The organism is Blastomonas aquatica, assembly GCF_014639875.1.
In the GTDB taxonomy this organism is placed as follows: domain Bacteria; phylum Pseudomonadota; class Alphaproteobacteria; order Sphingomonadales; family Sphingomonadaceae; genus Blastomonas; species Blastomonas aquatica.
This window is the reverse complement of record NZ_BMGD01000002.1, coordinates 405487-422281: the sequence shown is the minus strand read 5'-3', so window position 1 is coordinate 422281 and position 16795 is coordinate 405487. Positions and strand designations below refer to the sequence as shown.

Here is a 16795-nt window from a genome sequence, read left to right as displayed (position 1 = left end):
CAGGTTTACCGGTTCCTGGAGGACCCGAACTGTGTGTTCTTCGTCATCGTATAAGATTGGGCGCTTCGGCGCAAATCCTGGCCTTGGATCAGAACAGGCTGGACTGGCGCGGCTCTGCGGCCTTAGCTCTGGTGCGCGGTGGCGCGGCTCGCGCAGGCGGCGAGGCAGGACCATCTGTGGAACCGTCCGCCGGGACGACATCCAGAACGCCATCGCGGAAATGCAGCAGCAGCCGTGGTTCGCTGGCAGCATCCGCGCGATCGAGCAACGTCCGCCCATCGGCAGCGGCCACCCGCGCATAGCCGCGCTGCAGCGGCGCATCGGGGTCGAGCTGTGCCAGCACCCGCTCGAGCCCGGCAAGCCGCTCGGCCGCCCGCGTGGTGATGCGTTCAAGCATGACAGGCTCAAGCCGCAACCGCGCCAGCCGCTCGCGCCCCAGCCCCGCCCGGGCATCGAGCACCGCAGGCCTGAGCGCACCTGAGGCGCGAGCAAGCGTGCCACGCGCATCCGCGAGCCGCAGCCCCAGCGCCGCGCGCAGTCGCTCGCCCAGATCATCGGCGCGCTGCTGCTGCGGGCTGAGCAGGTCAGCCAGCCTGGGCAACCTTTGAGCGCGCGCATCGAGCCGCTCGCGTGCCAGACTGTGCGCCCGGTTGGTCGCGCGGGCAGCGCGCAGACCAAGCTCACCCAGCGACGCCAGCAGGTCGCTGCGCACCGGCACCGCTATTTCGGCCGCCGCGGTGGGCGTCGGCGCGCGCCTGTCGGCGGCGAAATCGGCGAGCGTAGTGTCGGTCTCGTGCCCGACGGCAGAGATCACCGGGATCACGCTTTCGGCGATCGCGCGGACCACTGGCTCCTCGTTGAATGCCCACAGATCCTCGATCGAACCGCCGCCGCGCGCGACGATCAGCAGATCGGGCCGCGACGCCTCGGGCATCGCACCAAAGCCGCGCACGGCAGCAGCGACCTGCGCGGCAGCGCCCTCGCCCTGCACCAGCACCGGCCAGACCAGCACATGGCTGGGGAAACGGTCCGCCAGCCGGTGCAGGATATCGCGGATCACCGATCCGGTGGGCGATGTCACCACCCCGATGGTGCGCGGCAGAAACGGCAGCGCGCGCTTGCGTTCTGAATCGAACAGCCCTTCGCCCGCCAGACGCGCCTTGAGCTTTTCGAACAGCTGCATCAGCGCGCCTTCGCCGGCAAGTTCGAGCGACTCAATCGTGATCTGGTACTTCGACCGCCCGGGGAAGGTCGTCAGCTTGCCGGTGGCGATGACGTCCAGCCCGTCCTCGGGCGCGAAGTTCAGCCGCTGCGCCGTACCCTTCCAGATGATCCCGTCGATCAGCGCCTTGTCGTCCTTGAGCGCGAGATAGCAATGCCCTGATGCGGCGCGCTTGAACCCCGAGATTTCACCGCGAATCCGGACATGGCCAAAGCGGTCCTCCACCGTGCGCTTGAGCAGGTTCGAGATTTCCGAAACCGACAGCGGCGGGGCGTTGTCGCCTGGCGCCATCTGGGCTAACAGCCCGCCGGAACGCGAGTTGGCATCATCTGAAAAGGGGTCGGGCATGAATATCCTGTTGGTGGGGAGCGGTGGCCGCGAACATGCCCTGTGCTGGAAACTGGCGCAATCCCCGCAGGTCGAAACCATCTTCGCCGCACCCGGCAATCCGGGGATAGCCGAGCATGCCACCTGCGTCGACCTCACCGTGACCGATCATGCGACGGTTGCGGCGTTCTGTGCGGACAATGCCATCGGGCTGGTCGTGATCGGCCCCGAAGCGCCGCTGGTCGATGGCCTCGCCGACAGCCTGCGCGCCGCCGGAGTGCCCGTTTTCGGACCCTCGGCCAAGGCCGCGCAGCTCGAAGGCTCCAAGGGCTTCACCAAAGCCCTGTGCGACCGCGCAAACATCCCGACCGCGCGCTATGTCCGCGCGAGCCATGCGGCAGAGGCCCGCGCGGCGCTGGCCGATTTCGACCTGCCGGTGGTGATCAAGGCCGATGGCCTCGCTGCGGGCAAGGGCGTGATTATCGCCGAAACCGCCGAGGAAGCCGAGGACGCGATCGGGCATATGTTCGCGGGCGCCTTTGGCGATGCCGGGGCCGAAGTCGTGATCGAGGAGTTCATGACGGGCGAAGAGGCGAGCTTCTTTGCGATCACCGATGGCAGCGCGATCGTCGCGTTCGGATCGGCGCAGGACCACAAGCGGGTGGGCGAAGGCGATACCGGGCCGAACACAGGCGGCATGGGTGCCTACAGCCCCGCGCCGGTGCTGACCGCCGAGCTGGAAGCGCAGGTTATGGAGCGAATTATCGCGCCTACCGTCGCAACGCTGGCCGCCGAGGGCATGCCCTATTCGGGCGTGCTGTTCGCCGGGCTGATGCTCACCAGCGAAGGCCCCAGACTGATCGAATACAACTGCCGCTTCGGTGACCCCGAATGCCAGGTGCTGATGACCCGGCTGCAGAGCGATCTGGCCGAACTGCTGCTCGCGACCGCCAAAGGCGAGCTGGCCAGCTGCCCCCCTCCCCGCTTCTCCAACGACTATGCGCTGACCGTAGTGATGGCCGCCAAGGGCTATCCCGGCACCCCCGAAAAGGGCGGCGCGATCACGCTGGGCGACACCGGCAGCGCCAAGGTCTTACACGCAGGCACCGCGTTGACGGACGGCGCATTGGTCGCCAACGGCGGCCGCGTGCTCAACGTCACCGGCACGGGCAGCAACGTCACTGAAGCGCAAACCGCCGCCTATGCTGCCGTCGATGCGATCGATTTCCCCACCGGCTTCTGCCGCCGCGACATCGGCTGGCGCGAAGTCGCGCGCGAGCGGGGTTAAAGCGCTGCCAGCACCGCGTCGCCGATCGCGACCGTCCCCATCGTTCCGCCCAGATCAGCGCCCAGCGCGCCTGCGTTGAGCGCGCTCGCCACCGCTGCCTCGATCCGCGCGGCCTCAGCCTCAAGCCCAAAACTGTGGCGCAGCATCATCGCGGCGGACAGGATCATCGCGACCGGATTGGCCAACCCCTTACCCGCGATATCGGGCGCGCTGCCGTGGATCGGCTCGTAGGCGCCCTTGGTGCCGTAAGCCGTCTGCTCCGCGCCCAGCGAGGCCGAGGCGAGCAGCCCGATCGAGCCGACGCACATGCTCGCCTGATCCGAGAGGATATCGCCGAACAGGTTGCCGGTGACGATGGTGTCGAACTTGCCAGGCGCACGCACCAGCTGCATCGCGGCATTGTCTACGTACATATGCTCGAGCGTCACGTCAGGGTATTCGGCCGCCACCTCGATCATCACATCGCGCCAGAGCTGCGAGGTTTCCAGCACATTGGCCTTGTCGACCGAGCACAGCCGTCCCGAACGACCCTGCGCGGTGCGGAAGGCGGCATGCGCGATGCGGCGCACCTCGCTCTCGCTGTACGACATGATGTCATAGCCCTCGCGCTGGCCATCCGCCGTTTCGCGCATGCCCTTTTCGCCGAAATAGACGTCGCCGTTGAGCTCGCGCACGATCATCAGGTCGATTGCGCCTGCGACCTCGGGCCGCAGCGAGCTTTGCGCCTCGAGCCCCGGGAAAACCTTGGCCGGACGCAGGTTGGCAAACAGGCCCAGTTCCTTGCGCATCCCCAGCACCGCCTGTTCGGGGCGCAGATGGCGCTCAAGGCCATCACAGGCGGGATCGCCCACCGCGCCGAACAGCAAGGCATCACAGGCGTGCATCAGCGCCAGCGTCTCGGGCGGCAGCGGATGGCCGTGCACGCGCCACGCGGCGGCACCGACCAGCCCGTCGTGCAATTCCATTCCCGGCAAATCGAGCGCGCGCAGCACCCGCACCGCCTCGGCCATGATCTCGGGCCCGATGCCGTCACCGGGAAGAATTGCAATTTTCATGGGCTATCCCTGTCAGTTATCGCCGCGCGCATAGCGTCCGGTGGCGCGTTCAAGCAACATTGTTTTGCGAGAGCGAGGAAGTTTCAGCCTGCGATCCGCTTGAGCCGGTCGATCATCATCACCCGCGCCGCCAGCGGATCGGCGCGGCGTTCGGCGAAGAACTGGCGCTCGATGAAGTGCCCGGTGAGCGCAAAGCCTTGGAGCAGCTGCTCCCAATCGGGCTCGGCATCACTTGTCAGGAACGCAGGCAAGGGCAGCAGCTTTTCGGCATAGACCCCTGCGGCGTGCAGGGACACTGCGCGCCCGGTGCGCGGGCTGACATAGGCCAGATCCTTGCGCTCGCCCGTGACCGCGCAGCGTTCGAGATCGAGCCCGAACCCAAGTTCGGCGAGCAGCAGCGCCTCATACTGCACCATCGCCCGCGCCCACCACCGCGCGGATGGGGCAACGCACACCAGCTCGAGCAACGCCGCCAGCGCCGCATAGAGCCGGGGGAACGGCTGGTCATCGGGGGCAACCGTCGCCGTCAGCAGCGTCACCCACTCAAACGCCGCCGCCGCCAGTGGCTCGGCATAATAAGGCGCGCGGCTTGTCGAGAGCTCGACCGTCAGGCTCGCAAGCTGGTCAGGCGACCGACTGCGCAGCTCCGCCGTCACGAGATTCGCCGGCAGCAGCACAGGCCGCATCGCGGTCGATCGTCCCCCCTGCACATAGCCCACCTGCAGGCCATGCTCGGGCGTAAACAGCCGCGCCACCGCCCCATGCTCCCCATGCTTGCGCACCGTGCAGACGATAGCGGGGGTGCGGATGACGGGCAAGCTCAGCTAGCCCCGGAAGAAATCATAGACCAACTGCGCCATAGCCTTGGACACGCCGGGGGCCTTTTGCAGATCCTGCAGGCTTGCGCTGCGCACCGCCTTGGCGGTGCCAAAGTGCATCAGCAGCGCGCGTTTGCGCGCCGGGCCGATGCCGGGCACTTCATCGAGCGGGCTGGTGGTCATCGCCTTCTTACGCTTGCTGCGGTGCGCGCCGATCGCGAAGCGGTGGGCCTCGTCGCGCAGCCGCTGGAGGTAGAACAATACCGGGCTGTTGGTCGGCAGCGTGAACTCCTTGCCGTCGGGCATGAAGAAGGTCTCGCGGCCCGCATTGCGGTCGGGGCCCTTGGCGACGCCGACCAAGGCGACATCGTCGATGCCCAGCACCGCCAAAGCCTCCATGGCGGCTTTCAACTGCCCCTTGCCGCCATCGACCAGCACCAGATCGGGCCAGTCGCCGCCGCTGCGATCGGGATCGTCGGTCTGCGCGCGCGCAAACCGCCGTTCGAACACCTCGCGCATCATCGCATAGTCATCGCCGGGCACGGTGTCGGCGCGCTTGATGTTGAACTTGCGGTACGCCGCCTTGCGGAAACCCTCGGGCCCCGCCACGACCATTGCACCTAGTGCATTGGTGCCCTGGATATGGCTGTTGTCGTAAACCTCGATCCGGTCGGGTGGGCCGTCGAGCCCGAAAAGATCGGCCATCTCGGCGAGGTACTTCGCCTGGCTCGCGCTCTCGGCGACGCGGCGCTGCAACTCTTCCAGCGCATTACGCTGCGCCTGTTCGATCAGCCGCTTGCGCTCGCCGCGCTGCGGGACCAGCAGCTCGAGCTTGTGCGTCATGTTGGCCGACAGTGCCTCGACCACCAGATCGCATTCGAAAGGCGTACGATCGGTAAGGATCAGCCGCGGCGGCGGCATGTCCTGATAGAACTGCATCAGGAAGCTAGTGAGGATCTCGGCCTCGTCGAGCTCCTGGACATGCGCGGGGAAAAAACTGCGATGGCCCCAGTTCTGCCCTGCGCGGATGAAGAACGCCTGGATGCAGACGGTGCCACCCTGGCTCGCCATCGCGAACACATCGGCATCGGCGATACCCTGCGCGTTGACCGCCTGGCTGCCCTGGATAAAGGTCAGTGCCTTCAATCGGTCGCGATACGCCGCCGCGCTCTCGAAATCGAGCGCCTGCGCCGCCGCTTCCATCCGCGCGCCGAGCCGCGCCTGCACATCGGTGGACTTGCCGGTGAGGAACGCGCGCGCATCGCCAACCAGCGCGGCATAATCGGGCTTGCTGATCCGGTCGACGCACGGCGCCGAGCAACGCTTGATCTGGTACAACAGGCATGGTCGCGAGCGGTTGGCGAAGAAGCTGTCCGAGCACGAGCGCAGCAGGAACAGTTTCTGCAGCGAATTGAGCGTGCTGGTCACCGATCCGGCGCTGGCGAACGGTCCGAAATACTGGCCCTTGTATTTCTGCGCACCGCGATATTTGGACATGCGCGGGAAGTCGTGGTCCTCGCGCAGCAGTATATAGGGAAAGCTCTTGTCGTCGCGCAGCAACACATTGTACGCCGGACGATAGCGCTTGATCAGCTGTGCCTCGAGGAGCAGCGCCTCAGCCTCGCTGTTGGTGGTGACGATCATCATCGACCGTGTCAGCGACACCATCCGCTGCAGGCGGCGCGGCAATTTGTCGACCTGGGTGTAATTGGTCACCCGGTTCTTCAGCATCCGCGCCTTGCCGACATACAGCACGTCGCCGCGCGCATCGATCATCCGGTAGACCCCGGGTCGCGTCGGCAGCGATTTCAGCGTGTTGCGGATCGCAGCGATCCCGGTGTCCAGATCGGGCGTATCGGCACCGCGCACGCTGAATGTCGCCGCATCCTCGAGGAAGCGGTCGGGTGCGCGCGGATTGCTGTCATTGGGGTGAGCGGGACGGCCTGCCATGGTGCGCGTGATGTGGCGTCAGGATGGTGGCAGGTCAATGGGCCACTTGCCCTCCCCCTGTCGGCAAACCTTCTCCCTCGATGGGGAGAAGGGAAGCGCGTCAGTTCAGACGCGCGCCAAGTTGAGCCACGGTCTGATCGACCAGCGACTTGTCCGCGTCCGCATTGTGATTCTCGGCGATCAGCGAGGCGGCGGCACCGGTTGCGGCCAGCGCGACCTTGCTCCGGATTTCAGCGATCGCAGCGCGCTCGGCCGCAGCAATCTTGTCGGTTGCCATCTTCTGACGACGCACGATCAGGTTTTCTGCGTCGGTACGCGCTTTTGCCAGGATTGCTTCAGCATCAGCCTCGGCACGGTCATTCATGTCAGCAGCTTCCTGCGTTGCTGCAGCCAACTTGGCTTCGTACTCGGCGCGCAACTTTTCGGCGTCGGCACGCAGTGCGTGAGCTTGGTCAAGCTCCGCCTTGATGCTGGCGATCTTGCGATCGAGCGAGGCACCGATAATCGCCGGAACCTTCTTGTACAGGACGATACCGATGAGGATCAGCATCGCCACCGAAACGAAAAACGTTCCGTTCAGCAGATTGAATCCGCCGACCGAAGGATCGACGTATTCCCCTGCTTCCGATGCCAGAATGACGAGATCAAGCATTGGCCAGCGCTCCCTTGACGGCGCGATTGACCTGCGGCTTGGTAACCTTCACCGGGGTCAACTTGGCGACGATATCCTGCGCCGCTTCGACTGCAACGGCCTCAATTTCTGTGAGGGCAGAAGCCTGTTGTGCCGCAATCGCGGCTTCGGCTTCGGCTAGATGCGCGGCGATACCGGCATCGGCCTGCTTTACCTTGATCTCGGATTCGCGTGCGCCTGTCGCCTTCGCTTCCGCAGTCACGGCAAGTGCCGCATCGCGGGCACGGGCCTGGGCTTCGCGATAACTTTCTTCGATCTCGTCGGCCCGGGCATGAGCAGCCTTGGCAGCAGCGATATCAGCTGAAACCTTACTCCGGCGCAGGTCGATGGTACCCTGAACCTTCGGCAGCATCGAACGCCCAATGACGAAATAAATCAGCCCGAACGTGATCACCAGCCAGAACAGCTGTGATCCATAGGTGGACATGACCTGGTCGATCTGGGGCATGGGTCTGCTATCCGTGGTTCAGAGAGTTGGGTGTGGTGGAGCCGACCATAACCAGCCGGCTCCGGCCACCAATCAGGCGACGAAGATCAGGATCATCGCCACGACGAATGCCAGCAGGCCGAGAAGCTCGGCAGCGGCAAAGCCGATGAACAGACGACCCTGCTGGCCATCGGCAGCAGCGGGATTGCGCAACGCGCCTTCGAGAAACGATGCGAACACGTTACCCACGCCGAGAGCAGCAATACCGGCGCCCACTGCAGCCAGACCGGCACCAATCATTCTTGCGGCATCTGCTTCCATGATAATACTCCTTAAATATCCAAATCGAGGCTAAAATTAAACTGAGACAACTGATTAATGCAGGTTCACCGCATCATTGATGTACAACGACGTCAACAGCGCGAAAACATAGGCCTGTACAGCAGCGACCAGCAGTTCAAGCGCGCTGATGCCAACCATGAGCGTCAGGCTGGGCAGGCCGACCATCAGGCCATAGCCGACCCCGGCGTTTGACGAGTTGATGACGAAACCCGCAAGCACCTTGAGCAGGATGTGTCCTGCGGTCATCGCCACGAACAGACGCAAGCCGAGGCTGAACGGCCGCACCAGGAACGAGAGCAGTTCGACCACGAAGATGAACGGAATCATCGGTAGCGGCGTGCCGTGCGGGATGAACAGTGAGAAGAAGTGAAGACCGTGCCGGGTGAACCCGACGACAAGTACGATGCCAAAGCTGAGCAGCGCGAGAATACCGGTCACGGTCAAATGGCTGGTGACGGTAAACGGATGTCCGCCAAGCACGCCGATGGGCAACAGTCCCAGGATATTGGCAAACAGGATGAACATGAACAGCGAAAACACATAAGGCGTGTATTTACGCCCTTCCTGCCCCACGTTCGAAAGCAACATGTTGTCGATGAAATCGGCGCAGCTTTCCACCATCAGCTGCCAACGACCGGGCACCAGTTCGCGCTTCATGCCGCCAAGCATGAACACCCACAAAGCCACCAGCGTCAACAGCATCCAAAGGGCGCTATTGGTGAAGGTGATGGTCTGGCCTGCCAGATCGAATCCACCCTGGAACACAGGGGCGATCTCGAACTGATGCATGGGGTCGATTTTGCCTGCCTCGGCTGCCACAACTGACCTCTTCGGTTAATCTTTATGCGTATCCTGCGGAGGCTGCTGACGTTCCAGCCCCGCCGAATATGCGTTTGAAGCTCTGATGATATTCCTGAAGGCCACGAATATCCCCAAGATGAGGAACGTGATCAGGAGCCAGGGCGAAGTGCCGAGCCAGCGATCAAACAGCCAGCCAAACAACAATCCACCTGCAAGTCCTCCCAGCAGATCAGCGAGTACTCGGTTGCCTAGTCGATAATTTTTATCGACTGTGCCCGACTTTCCACTCGCGTCGGCCTGCTCTTTTCGTTCGATGTCGCGAAGCCGGTCACCGATGTGATCGATCCGCTCATCCACGTCGAAAGGGTCTTGCCCAGATTCGTTCTCCGCCATGTGCGCACTTCCCTGCAGATCGTGCCACAGGCAACGATATCCGGAAGCGCGCAAAAAGCGGCGAGCGGACCCGCCAAGGCGCGGCCCGTTTAGAAAGGGAGGCCTGGCAAGTCAATGGCCATGCTGCGCTGCGCAATGGCGCATGACGAAGTCCGGATTTTCCGCCAAAATCCGGGCTGGTGAACGATCAGATCAGCGCGCCGCCGTCAGGGGCAGCGTGCATCGCGCACCGGTGCGCCGCCATCGCGAGTCTTCCAGCTGCCATCGGGCGCCTGGTATTTCTCGCCCGGCCTGGTGCGGGATATGGTGTTGCACCCTGCGGTGAAGGCGAACTGTTCGACCGTCGAACCTTCTGCCGAAGCGCGGTTGGTGTACACCTGTTTGCGCTTGAGATTGATATCACTGACCAGCTTCTGCAACTGGCCATCACCGCCGCTGACAATGCCCAGATAGCCATCGGGCTTTTCACCGATCGATCCATTCTCGCGCGCCGCTTCATAGGCGGGGTCACGCTGCGCCAGTGCCGGCATAGCCAGGCCAAGCGCGACAAACGCCGCCACACCGGATTTGAAAAAAGCCCTGTTCATCAGAAAATCTCCGCATTCTCGTCGATTACTGCCTTGGCCTTGCCATCGAGCCGGTAGACGACCTCTTGCTTGATATTGATGTTGAGATTGATCACGATCGGCTTGTCGGGTGCCGATACCGTCACGCATCCGCCAAGCGCCCCAACCGCTGCCAACAGGATCGCCGGTTTTCTCATCATCGCTATCCTCGTTGTCCCCTTCATGGACGATCCTCGCTGTCTGGGGGCTGAATACCCGCGTTAATTGGTGATGTCGTGCCCACACCGATTCCATTCGGATTGTTGGCTTGGCCGGGCAACAGCCCGAGCAGCGCCGGGTCAGTGACATATTGCGTATCATACAGCGACCGCGCCGAGGTGATCAGCTGCAGAAACGGTGCGCTGATCGTCACGTTGAACTGCAGCGGCAGCTTTTCGACCTGGCGGGTGAGGATATTGCGGGAAGCACCCTCGCCCTGGCTGAGACCGTCGAACCTGATCCTGGTCACTACTTCGCCCGCCAAATCGCCATCCATCTCGATGATCAGATACTGATAGCGCAACGATCGTAAGGCGTTGAACGCGAAGTTGGCCATGGTGCCCAGGTCTTCATAAGTCAGCTCACCAACATAGGCGAGCGTCCCGCCATCCTCGATCACCTCGAGCCTGCCGCCACGGACATGCCCGCCATCCTTGTCGAAGATGATCGGGATCGTACCGGCAAAGTGCCCGGTGGCGTTGATGTTCTCGAAATCGAAACCGGCAAGGAATTGCGCAGCATCCACGCGGTCGACCCGGAACACGAGAGTACGGGGCTGTTCACTGACCAGATCGATCGTGCCGGGCTCGAGCAGCAGCCTGCCACCGGCAAACGGCCATTCGCCGCCTCCGACTTGCATCCGGAAATCGGGCAGAAGCCGGTAGCGAATCGTCCCATCGGCAACCGCGAAACCCGGGTTGACCTCCGCCAGCCGCACCACCTGCCCCGGCCCGGTCTGCATTCCCAGCAGATCGCTGAACACGATATCACCCGACAGCCCGCGCACCGGTCCGAAGGCCGCTGCGAAATCGAGCGAATCGGTGCGGAAGCGTCCGGTGCTGGAGGTGACACCTTGGGCGGACCAGTCGATCCGACCGGTGCCTGCCACGCTGCCCTGTGTGTTGGCGATGATGCCCAGCACGATGTTGCTCACCATCTCGGGCTGGAGCTGATCATCGAACGTCAGCCGATCGACGAACAGATCGGCATACCCGATGACCGACCCCAGATCATGCGCGATTTCGACGCGCACCACATCGCGCGCCGTCTGCGGTTCGTCGAGCGTGCCGGTCACCGATATGCGGCTGTCGGCGAGCGTCAGCCGCATATCGGTGCTGACCAGGGGCTGGAAGCGCGCGGGCACCTGCCGGTCGCGCAGCAGCCATTCGTCGCCGGAAACGCCGAGCACCGAATCGGCAAAGCTCCAGCTGCCGCTGCCCCGCGTCAGCAGAAGCGGAACAACCCCTATGGTCGCTTCGGCATCGGCATAGCGTCCGGACAGGGTCTGTCCCAGATCGACGCTTAAATCCCCGGCCTTGATGTGCGTGCCCGATTCGAGGTTGCCGATCACCAGATCGACATCGGACAGTCTGGCTGCCCCCGGAAAATCGAGCTGCATCGCGCCGACCGCCAACTGCATCTGTGACGACCCAAGCCGCCCCTGCAGGCGGGTGGCCCCTCCCAGCCGGGCTACCAGCTGAAGCCCCCTCGGTCCCTGACGCAGCATCGGCTGACCCCGCACCGGACACAGGCTCAGCGCCTGCCGCTCGGCAGTCAGGCTGGCCAGCTGCAGCCGGTCGAAACGAAGCGTCTGGCAGCCATCATACAGCGCAAACCCCGCTCCGTCGGTCCACCGTCCTTGGAGAGGCAGCGCCAACCCACGCACCGACCCGCCCGGGATCGGACCCGAGAGCAACGCTCGTCCGCTGAAGGTTGCAGCGCCGTGTCCGTTCCACAGCGCGGAAAGCTCGGGCAAGGCCAACGAGGCTCCGCCCGCAGTGTAATCGTCCATGCTGACCCGCAGCGCATAAGCCCCCTGCCCGCGCGGCACGATACGCAGCTGCGCACGCGGCAACCCGTCGCCCCCGGTGGCAATGTTGCCCGCGACCTGAACTGCTTCGCCATTCTGCCGGAACGTGAGACTGTTGCCGCCTATGATCCGGTCACCGCGTGCACTGGTGAGCGACAACCGCGGGATCGTGAACGCCAGCGATTCGCCGCCGCCCCGCGCCTGCAGGTCGAGCGCCAGATCGGAGCCCGGCAGCGCGCGGCGGGCCGCTGCAACCATCCGCGCGACCAATGGCCCGATCGGCAGACTGGCGCTGGCTTTGACCGCGTCGTCCAGACCGGAGAGCCGTGCGCGGTCGACCGTCAGCCTGCTGCCTTCCGCGCTTCCGTCAAACGACCAACCCGGAGCCGCGCCGCCGATCCGCAGCACCGCCTCGCCCTTGGCATCCATCGTCGCAAAGCCGATGCCTGTTGCCTCCGGATCACCCAGTGCGAGATCGACATCGGCATCCACCTGCTGGGATGTCGCTGCGAAATCGATTTTGCCGCTGAGTCCCGTTGCGCCAAACCCGCCGACCCGTATCGCGCCTGCCGCCGGCATCAGTGATCCGCTGACCCGGTCGAGCGCGGCGTTGGCTCCGGCGCGCAATGCCAATGATGACCGCGCAATATTCAGATTACCGGCATGGCACGCCATCGAATCAAACCGAACCGGGCCGGAAAACGCAGGCCGCTGCCGGGTGATGCTGACCGCGCCATACAGGCTGGGATTGACGAGCGTACACCCGGCGTACGTCACCTGCTCGCCAACAGCCGCCAGCGAGCCCTTGAACCCGCCGCGCAGGTCGCCGCTGCCGTCCGCCTTGACGCCCACCGCGCCATAGGGGCTGTCGATCTTGACCCGCGCATCGCGCAGCGTGAGGTCCAGACGTGGCAGACTGAACGGCTCGGTGCTGTCGGTGTAGATCAGTTTGTCGAGGCTGCCGAAGCTGATGCGGTCGTTCTCCCACCGCCCGAAAGCACGCAGCCCTTCAATCGTTGCGCTATCGATCGTGAGCCCGAAAAGCCCGCCGCTGATATCGATCGTCATCCGTTCGATCGTCGCATCGGGTCGCTTGGGATCGCCCAGCACGAGGTTGCGCACCACCTGCTGTCCGACGCCGATCGATTCGATTTCGTAGGTAGCAGCCACGCCCTGCCGCTCGAGCTCGGCACCGATCAGGTTGCGCGCGATATCCTCGCGCTGAGTCCAGGCGATCAGGCCGACCAGCCCTAGCAGCGCGATGCCATACAGCGCGGCCTTCAAAGGCCATGCCGTCCCTTGCCACGCCCGCACCTTGCGGTCGGGCGGGATCGCTTCGGCTTCGGTGTCGGCGTCGCTCATCCTGCCCTGAATGCGCTGCATCGCGTGAGGTTGCAACGGCGGCAATGAAAAGGCGCAGCAGTGGGGAAGATGGGGACAAAGCGTTTGCCCGGCGACAGGCGACAGATTAACCTCAAACCATGCCCTCCTCGTCGCCCGTGCTGCCCTTGCTGGCCGATGCCGAAGCCACCGATGCGGCGGCAGGCGGCCATCATGGCGCGGGCCATCGCTCCCGGCTTAGGCAGCGTTTGCTGAACGGTGACGGAACCGGATTGCATGATCATGAAATCATTGAGTATCTGCTGGCGCTCGCGATACCACGCCGCGACACCAAGCAGCTAGCCAAGCAATTGATCGACCATTTCGGCGGGCTTGCAGGCGTGCTGACCGCCGATGGTGATTCGCTGCGCGCAATCCCGGGCATGGGCGAGACCAGCGCGGCTGCGCTCAAGATCGTGCAGGTGGCAGCAACACGACTGGTCAGCGAACCGGTGCGCCGCCAGCCGATCCTGTCGAGCTGGCAGGCTTTGCTCGATTACCTCCGGCTCGACATGGCGCACCTGACCCGCGAGCGGGTGCGGGTGCTGTTCTTGAACGCCAAGAACATGCTGATCAGCGACGACAACATGTCCGAAGGCTCGGTCGATCAGGCGGCGATCTACACCCGCCAGGTGATCAAGCGCGCGCTGGACCTCGGCGCGACATCCCTGATCCTCGTCCACAACCACCCCAGCGGCAATCCCCAACCCAGCAAACAGGACATCCAGATCACGCGCGAGATCATCGAAGCGGGCAAGCGGCTGGGGATCGACGTGCACGATCATGTGATCATCGGGCTCGACGGCCATTCGAGCATGCGGTCGATGGGGCTGATGTGACCTTCTTGAAATCCTCCCCCAATGGGGGAGGGGGACCACGAAGTGGTGGAGGGGAAGCGAGATTGTACTGGCCTGCATGAAATGCACCCGGCCGCCTCCCCTCCACCACCCTGCGGATGGTCCCCCTCCCCGTGCCGGGGAGGATTTTCTCGACTCACCATTGCCCGCGCGCCATACACCCGCGCCATGGTCTCCCCCGCCCCCACCCCCTACGACGCGATCATCCTTGGCGCCGGCGCTGCAGGCCTGTTCTGCGCGGCGATCGCGGGGCAGCGCGGGCGCAGGGTGCTGCTGATTGATCACGCCGATGCGGTGGGTAAGAAGATCCTGATCTCGGGCGGCGGGCGGTGCAATTTCACCAATGTGAATACCCTGCCCGATCGTTACATCAGCGCCAACCCGCATTTCGCCAAGTCTGCGCTGGGCCGCTACAGCCCGCAGGATTTCATCGCCCTGGTCGATGGCTATGGTATCGCGTGGCATGAAAAGACGCTGGGGCAATTGTTCTGCGATGGCTCGGCCAAGCAGATCGTCGCGATGCTGCTCGAGGAATGCAACAAGGGCGGCGTGCAAATCGCGCTGGGCCAGCCGATCGCGGAGGTCACCCATGCCGATGGCACCTATCGTGTCACCTATGGCACGAAGACCGCATCCGCTTCGGCGCTCGTGATCGCCACCGGTGGCCCCTCGATCCCCAAGATGGGCGCAACCGGCTTTGCCTATGATTTGGCCCGGCAGTTCGGACTTAAGGTGGTCGAACCGCGCCCCGCGCTCGTCCCGCTGACGCTGGGAGGTGAAGAAACCCTGTTCCGTTCGCTTTCGGGTGTCGCCACCGAGGTGATCGTCCGCGCTGGTAAGACCGCGTTTCGCGAGGCGGCACTGTTCACCCACAAGGGGCTTTCCGGCCCTGCAATCCTGCAGATATCGAGCTATTGGCGGCATGGCGACCCGGTCGCGGTCAACTTCCTTCCCGATACGCACGCAGGCTGGCTGACCGAGGCCAAGCGCAGCCAGCCCCGCGCGACGTTGCGCAGCACGCTGGGCGGCCTTCTGCCCGACCGGCTGGCGGCTACGCTCGCCGAACGGCTGACAGGCGACAAGCGCCTCGCCGATCAAAGTGACAAGGTTCTGGCCGAAGCCGAACGTCAGCTTGGTGCTTGGACCTTCCACCCCAACGGCACCGAAGGCTATGCCAAGGCCGAGGTCACCGCAGGCGGCATCAGCACCGACGGCCTGTCATCGCAGACGATGGAGGCGCGCAAGGTGCCCGGGCTGTATGCGATCGGAGAGGCGGTCGATGTCACCGGCTGGCTGGGTGGCTATAACTTCCAATGGGCCTGGGCCAGCGGCCACGCCGCCGGGCTCGCCATCTGACACCAGGCCATCGAAACGATCAGCGCGTGCGGCAGCGCCCGGTGTTGGTATCCTCGATCGTGCCGTCGTCATCATAGCGGATCTGCATGGTAAACCCGTCGGCAGCGATCGACCGAATCGTGGCCTTGTACCACTTGCCATCGCTCCACGCGCACGAAATACGGCTACCGGCCTGCCAGTCAAACGGGACGACCGTATCGGCCTGACGCGTTTCAATGTCACCATCATCGAAGCGGACTGTGATCACCGATCCGCTGCGCGATTCGATCACGCCGGGATAGAACTCGCTGCTGCCGCGCCAGGGCGACAGCACCCAGTCGCCGACGTCCTGCGCCACCGCAGCGGTTGAAGACAGGCCCGTTGCCACCGCAAATGCGGCCGCGATAATCGATTTGCGTAGCGTCATGATGTTCTCCCCTCAGAAGATCGATAGCGAGCGCGACCCGTATCGTCTGGCGAGCGAACCGAAGGGCTTGTGTTCCAACGGATCCACCAGACTGCGAAATCGAATCTGACACCCCGCACAGCGCGGGTCAAACAAATCTGCCAGCGACTGCATCCACGTCATCGAATTGATCTGCATCAACGCCATTGCCCGCCCTCTCGAATATATGGCGTGCGAAGGAGCCAGCCATGGCCGTCAATTCTCGAACCACACGCTACAGCTCTGTTTCGATCATTCTCCACTGGCTCATGCTCGCGCTGATCGCAGGCGTTTTCGCGGCGATGGAGCTTCGCGAATATTATCCCAAGGGCAGCGACACCCGCGAGTGGTTCAAGTCCTGGCATTACACCTTGGGCCTGACAGTGTTCGTGCTGGTGTGGGTGCGGATTGCAGCGCGCGCGCTGACCCCATCTCCCGCCGCGATGTATGGCCCGACCTGGCGCACCCTTTCGGCCAAAGCCGTGCACATCGCGCTCTACGCCGTGATGATCGTGATGCCGCTGGCAGGCTGGGCCCTGCTCAGCGCCGATGGCGACTCGATCCCCTTTTACGGGCTGACCCTGCCAGCACTGATTGCCGAAAACGCTCCCCTCGCATCGCAGATCAAATGGGCCCATCAATGGGGTGGTACCATCGCCTTCTGGTTGATCGGCGCACATGCCGCCGCATCGCTGGCGCACCACTTCTGGCTGAAGGACGGCCTGCTTTTCCGGATGCTTCCGGCCCGGTCTTGAGCAGGCTATTGATGCGCCAGGACAACGCAGACCGAATGGGGACCGATTATCATTGTGCAATTGCACACATTCCGC

Annotated in this window: 17 protein-coding genes; 4 read left to right on the top strand and 13 right to left on the bottom strand. The window is 63.9% G+C overall.

The genetic code is table 11. The features are described from left to right. Window positions 1-88 precede the first annotated feature (88 nt). A complete protein-coding gene (xseA, locus tag IEW00_RS06025; RefSeq protein ID WP_188513474.1) occupies window positions 89-1570 on the bottom strand; it encodes an exodeoxyribonuclease VII large subunit in 1482 nt (493 codons plus the stop codon). Here xseA and purD point away from each other — a divergent pair. Beyond that, on the top strand, window positions 1569-2837 hold the full coding sequence (gene purD / locus IEW00_RS06020) for a phosphoribosylamine--glycine ligase (RefSeq protein WP_188513473.1): 1269 nt from the start codon (window positions 1569-1571) through the stop codon (window positions 2835-2837). The genes xseA and purD overlap by 2 nt on opposite strands. On the opposite strand, the gene leuB is transcribed toward purD, so the two are convergent. The 11 genes from leuB to IEW00_RS17715 form a co-directional block, all read right to left on the bottom strand. Further along, window positions 2834-3892 carry a 3-isopropylmalate dehydrogenase gene (gene leuB / locus IEW00_RS06015; protein WP_188513472.1) on the bottom strand — a complete coding sequence of 353 codons (1059 nt, stop codon included), beginning with the start codon at window positions 3890-3892 and terminating at the stop codon, window positions 2834-2836. The two genes, purD and leuB, sit on opposite strands and share 4 nt — an antisense overlap. 83 nt (window positions 3893-3975) lie before the next feature. Continuing rightward, a complete protein-coding gene (gene recO / locus IEW00_RS06010) occupies window positions 3976-4710 on the bottom strand; it encodes a DNA repair protein RecO (RefSeq protein ID WP_188513471.1) in 735 nt (244 codons plus the stop codon). A 6-nt stretch (window positions 4711-4716) separates the two neighbouring features. Beyond that, window positions 4717-6660 carry an excinuclease ABC subunit UvrC gene (uvrC, locus tag IEW00_RS06005; protein ID WP_188513470.1) on the bottom strand — a complete coding sequence of 648 codons (1944 nt, stop codon included), beginning with the start codon at window positions 6658-6660 and terminating at the stop codon, window positions 4717-4719. Between the two features lie 100 nt (window positions 6661-6760). Beyond that, window positions 6761-7312 carry a F0F1 ATP synthase subunit B family protein gene (locus IEW00_RS06000; RefSeq protein ID WP_188513469.1) on the bottom strand — a complete coding sequence of 184 codons (552 nt, stop codon included), beginning with the start codon at window positions 7310-7312 and terminating at the stop codon, window positions 6761-6763. Next, the gene (locus IEW00_RS05995; RefSeq protein WP_188513468.1) at window positions 7305-7799 is read right to left on the bottom strand and encodes a F0F1 ATP synthase subunit B family protein; all 495 of its coding nucleotides are present in this window, start codon (window positions 7797-7799) and stop codon (window positions 7305-7307) included. The genes IEW00_RS06000 and IEW00_RS05995 overlap by 8 nt, the downstream gene beginning before the upstream one ends. Before the next feature lie 72 nt (window positions 7800-7871). After that, a complete protein-coding gene (locus tag IEW00_RS05990; RefSeq protein ID WP_188513467.1) occupies window positions 7872-8099 on the bottom strand; it encodes a F0F1 ATP synthase subunit C in 228 nt (75 codons plus the stop codon). Window positions 8100-8153: 54 nt separating this feature from the next. After that, on the bottom strand, window positions 8154-8939 hold the full coding sequence (locus IEW00_RS05985; RefSeq protein WP_188513466.1) for a F0F1 ATP synthase subunit A: 786 nt from the start codon (window positions 8937-8939) through the stop codon (window positions 8154-8156). A 15-nt stretch (window positions 8940-8954) separates the two neighbouring features. Further along, window positions 8955-9314, bottom strand: coding sequence for an AtpZ/AtpI family protein (locus tag IEW00_RS05980; RefSeq protein WP_188513465.1), 360 nt, complete (start codon window positions 9312-9314; stop codon window positions 8955-8957). Window positions 9315-9520: 206 nt separating this feature from the next. After that, window positions 9521-9901, bottom strand: a complete 381-nt coding sequence (locus IEW00_RS05975) for a YdbL family probable chaperone protein (protein ID WP_188513464.1) — start codon at window positions 9899-9901, stop codon at window positions 9521-9523. After that, complete coding sequence (locus IEW00_RS05970; RefSeq protein WP_229736843.1) at window positions 9901-10080, bottom strand: YnbE family lipoprotein; 180 nt, start codon at window positions 10078-10080, stop codon at window positions 9901-9903. The genes IEW00_RS05975 and IEW00_RS05970 overlap by 1 nt, the downstream gene beginning before the upstream one ends. 20 nt (window positions 10081-10100) lie before the next feature. Continuing rightward, a complete protein-coding gene (locus IEW00_RS17715; protein WP_188513462.1) occupies window positions 10101-13310 on the bottom strand; it encodes an intermembrane phospholipid transport protein YdbH family protein in 3210 nt (1069 codons plus the stop codon). Window positions 13311-13429: 119 nt separating this feature from the next. Here IEW00_RS17715 and radC point away from each other — a divergent pair, with 119 nt between their 5' ends. Together radC and IEW00_RS05955 are read left to right on the top strand one after the other, a co-directional pair. Beyond that, window positions 13430-14167, top strand: coding sequence for a RadC family protein (radC, locus tag IEW00_RS05960; protein WP_229736842.1), 738 nt, complete (start codon window positions 13430-13432; stop codon window positions 14165-14167). Between the two features lie 186 nt (window positions 14168-14353). Beyond that, window positions 14354-15541: a BaiN/RdsA family NAD(P)/FAD-dependent oxidoreductase gene (locus IEW00_RS05955; RefSeq protein WP_188513461.1), complete on the top strand. Its 1188-nt coding sequence runs from the start codon at window positions 14354-14356 to the stop codon at window positions 15539-15541. 19 nt (window positions 15542-15560) lie between these two features. Here the strand turns inward: IEW00_RS05955 and IEW00_RS05950 are convergent, their stop codons facing one another. Then, the gene (locus tag IEW00_RS05950; RefSeq protein WP_188513460.1) at window positions 15561-15947 is read right to left on the bottom strand and encodes a tudor domain-containing protein; all 387 of its coding nucleotides are present in this window, start codon (window positions 15945-15947) and stop codon (window positions 15561-15563) included. Between the two features lie 227 nt (window positions 15948-16174). Between IEW00_RS05950 and IEW00_RS05945 the strand changes: the two genes are divergently transcribed. Further along, the gene (locus IEW00_RS05945; RefSeq protein WP_188513459.1) at window positions 16175-16720 is read left to right on the top strand and encodes a cytochrome b; all 546 of its coding nucleotides are present in this window, start codon (window positions 16175-16177) and stop codon (window positions 16718-16720) included. The last annotated feature ends 75 nt before the right edge of the window (window positions 16721-16795 follow it).

What these genes read in the sequence shown, in the direction of transcription:
- purD (WP_188513473.1), top strand. Translation starts at nt 1,569, where the DNA reads ATGAATATCCTGTTGGTGGGGAGCGGTGGCCGCGAACATGCCCTGTGC.
- xseA (WP_188513474.1), bottom strand. Translation starts at nt 1,570, where the DNA reads ATGCCCGACCCCTTTTCAGATGATGCCAACTCGCGTTCCGGCGGGCTG.
- leuB (WP_188513472.1), bottom strand. Translation starts at nt 3,892, where the DNA reads ATGAAAATTGCAATTCTTCCCGGTGACGGCATCGGGCCCGAGATCATG.
- uvrC (WP_188513470.1), bottom strand. Translation starts at nt 6,660, where the DNA reads ATGGCAGGCCGTCCCGCTCACCCCAATGACAGCAATCCGCGCGCACCC.
- IEW00_RS06000 (WP_188513469.1), bottom strand. Translation starts at nt 7,312, where the DNA reads ATGCTTGATCTCGTCATTCTGGCATCGGAAGCAGGGGAATACGTCGAT.
- IEW00_RS05995 (WP_188513468.1), bottom strand. Translation starts at nt 7,799, where the DNA reads ATGCCCCAGATCGACCAGGTCATGTCCACCTATGGATCACAGCTGTTC.
- IEW00_RS05990 (WP_188513467.1), bottom strand. Translation starts at nt 8,099, where the DNA reads ATGGAAGCAGATGCCGCAAGAATGATTGGTGCCGGTCTGGCTGCAGTG.
- IEW00_RS05980 (WP_188513465.1), bottom strand. Translation starts at nt 9,314, where the DNA reads ATGGCGGAGAACGAATCTGGGCAAGACCCTTTCGACGTGGATGAGCGG.
- IEW00_RS05975 (WP_188513464.1), bottom strand. Translation starts at nt 9,901, where the DNA reads ATGAACAGGGCTTTTTTCAAATCCGGTGTGGCGGCGTTTGTCGCGCTT.
- IEW00_RS05970 (WP_229736843.1), bottom strand. Translation starts at nt 10,080, where the DNA reads ATGATGAGAAAACCGGCGATCCTGTTGGCAGCGGTTGGGGCGCTTGGC.
- IEW00_RS17715 (WP_188513462.1), bottom strand. Translation starts at nt 13,310, where the DNA reads ATGAGCGACGCCGACACCGAAGCCGAAGCGATCCCGCCCGACCGCAAG.
- radC (WP_229736842.1), top strand. Translation starts at nt 13,430, where the DNA reads ATGCCCTCCTCGTCGCCCGTGCTGCCCTTGCTGGCCGATGCCGAAGCC.
- IEW00_RS05955 (WP_188513461.1), top strand. Translation starts at nt 14,354, where the DNA reads ATGGTCTCCCCCGCCCCCACCCCCTACGACGCGATCATCCTTGGCGCC.
- IEW00_RS05950 (WP_188513460.1), bottom strand. Translation starts at nt 15,947, where the DNA reads ATGACGCTACGCAAATCGATTATCGCGGCCGCATTTGCGGTGGCAACG.
- IEW00_RS05945 (WP_188513459.1), top strand. Translation starts at nt 16,175, where the DNA reads ATGGCCGTCAATTCTCGAACCACACGCTACAGCTCTGTTTCGATCATT.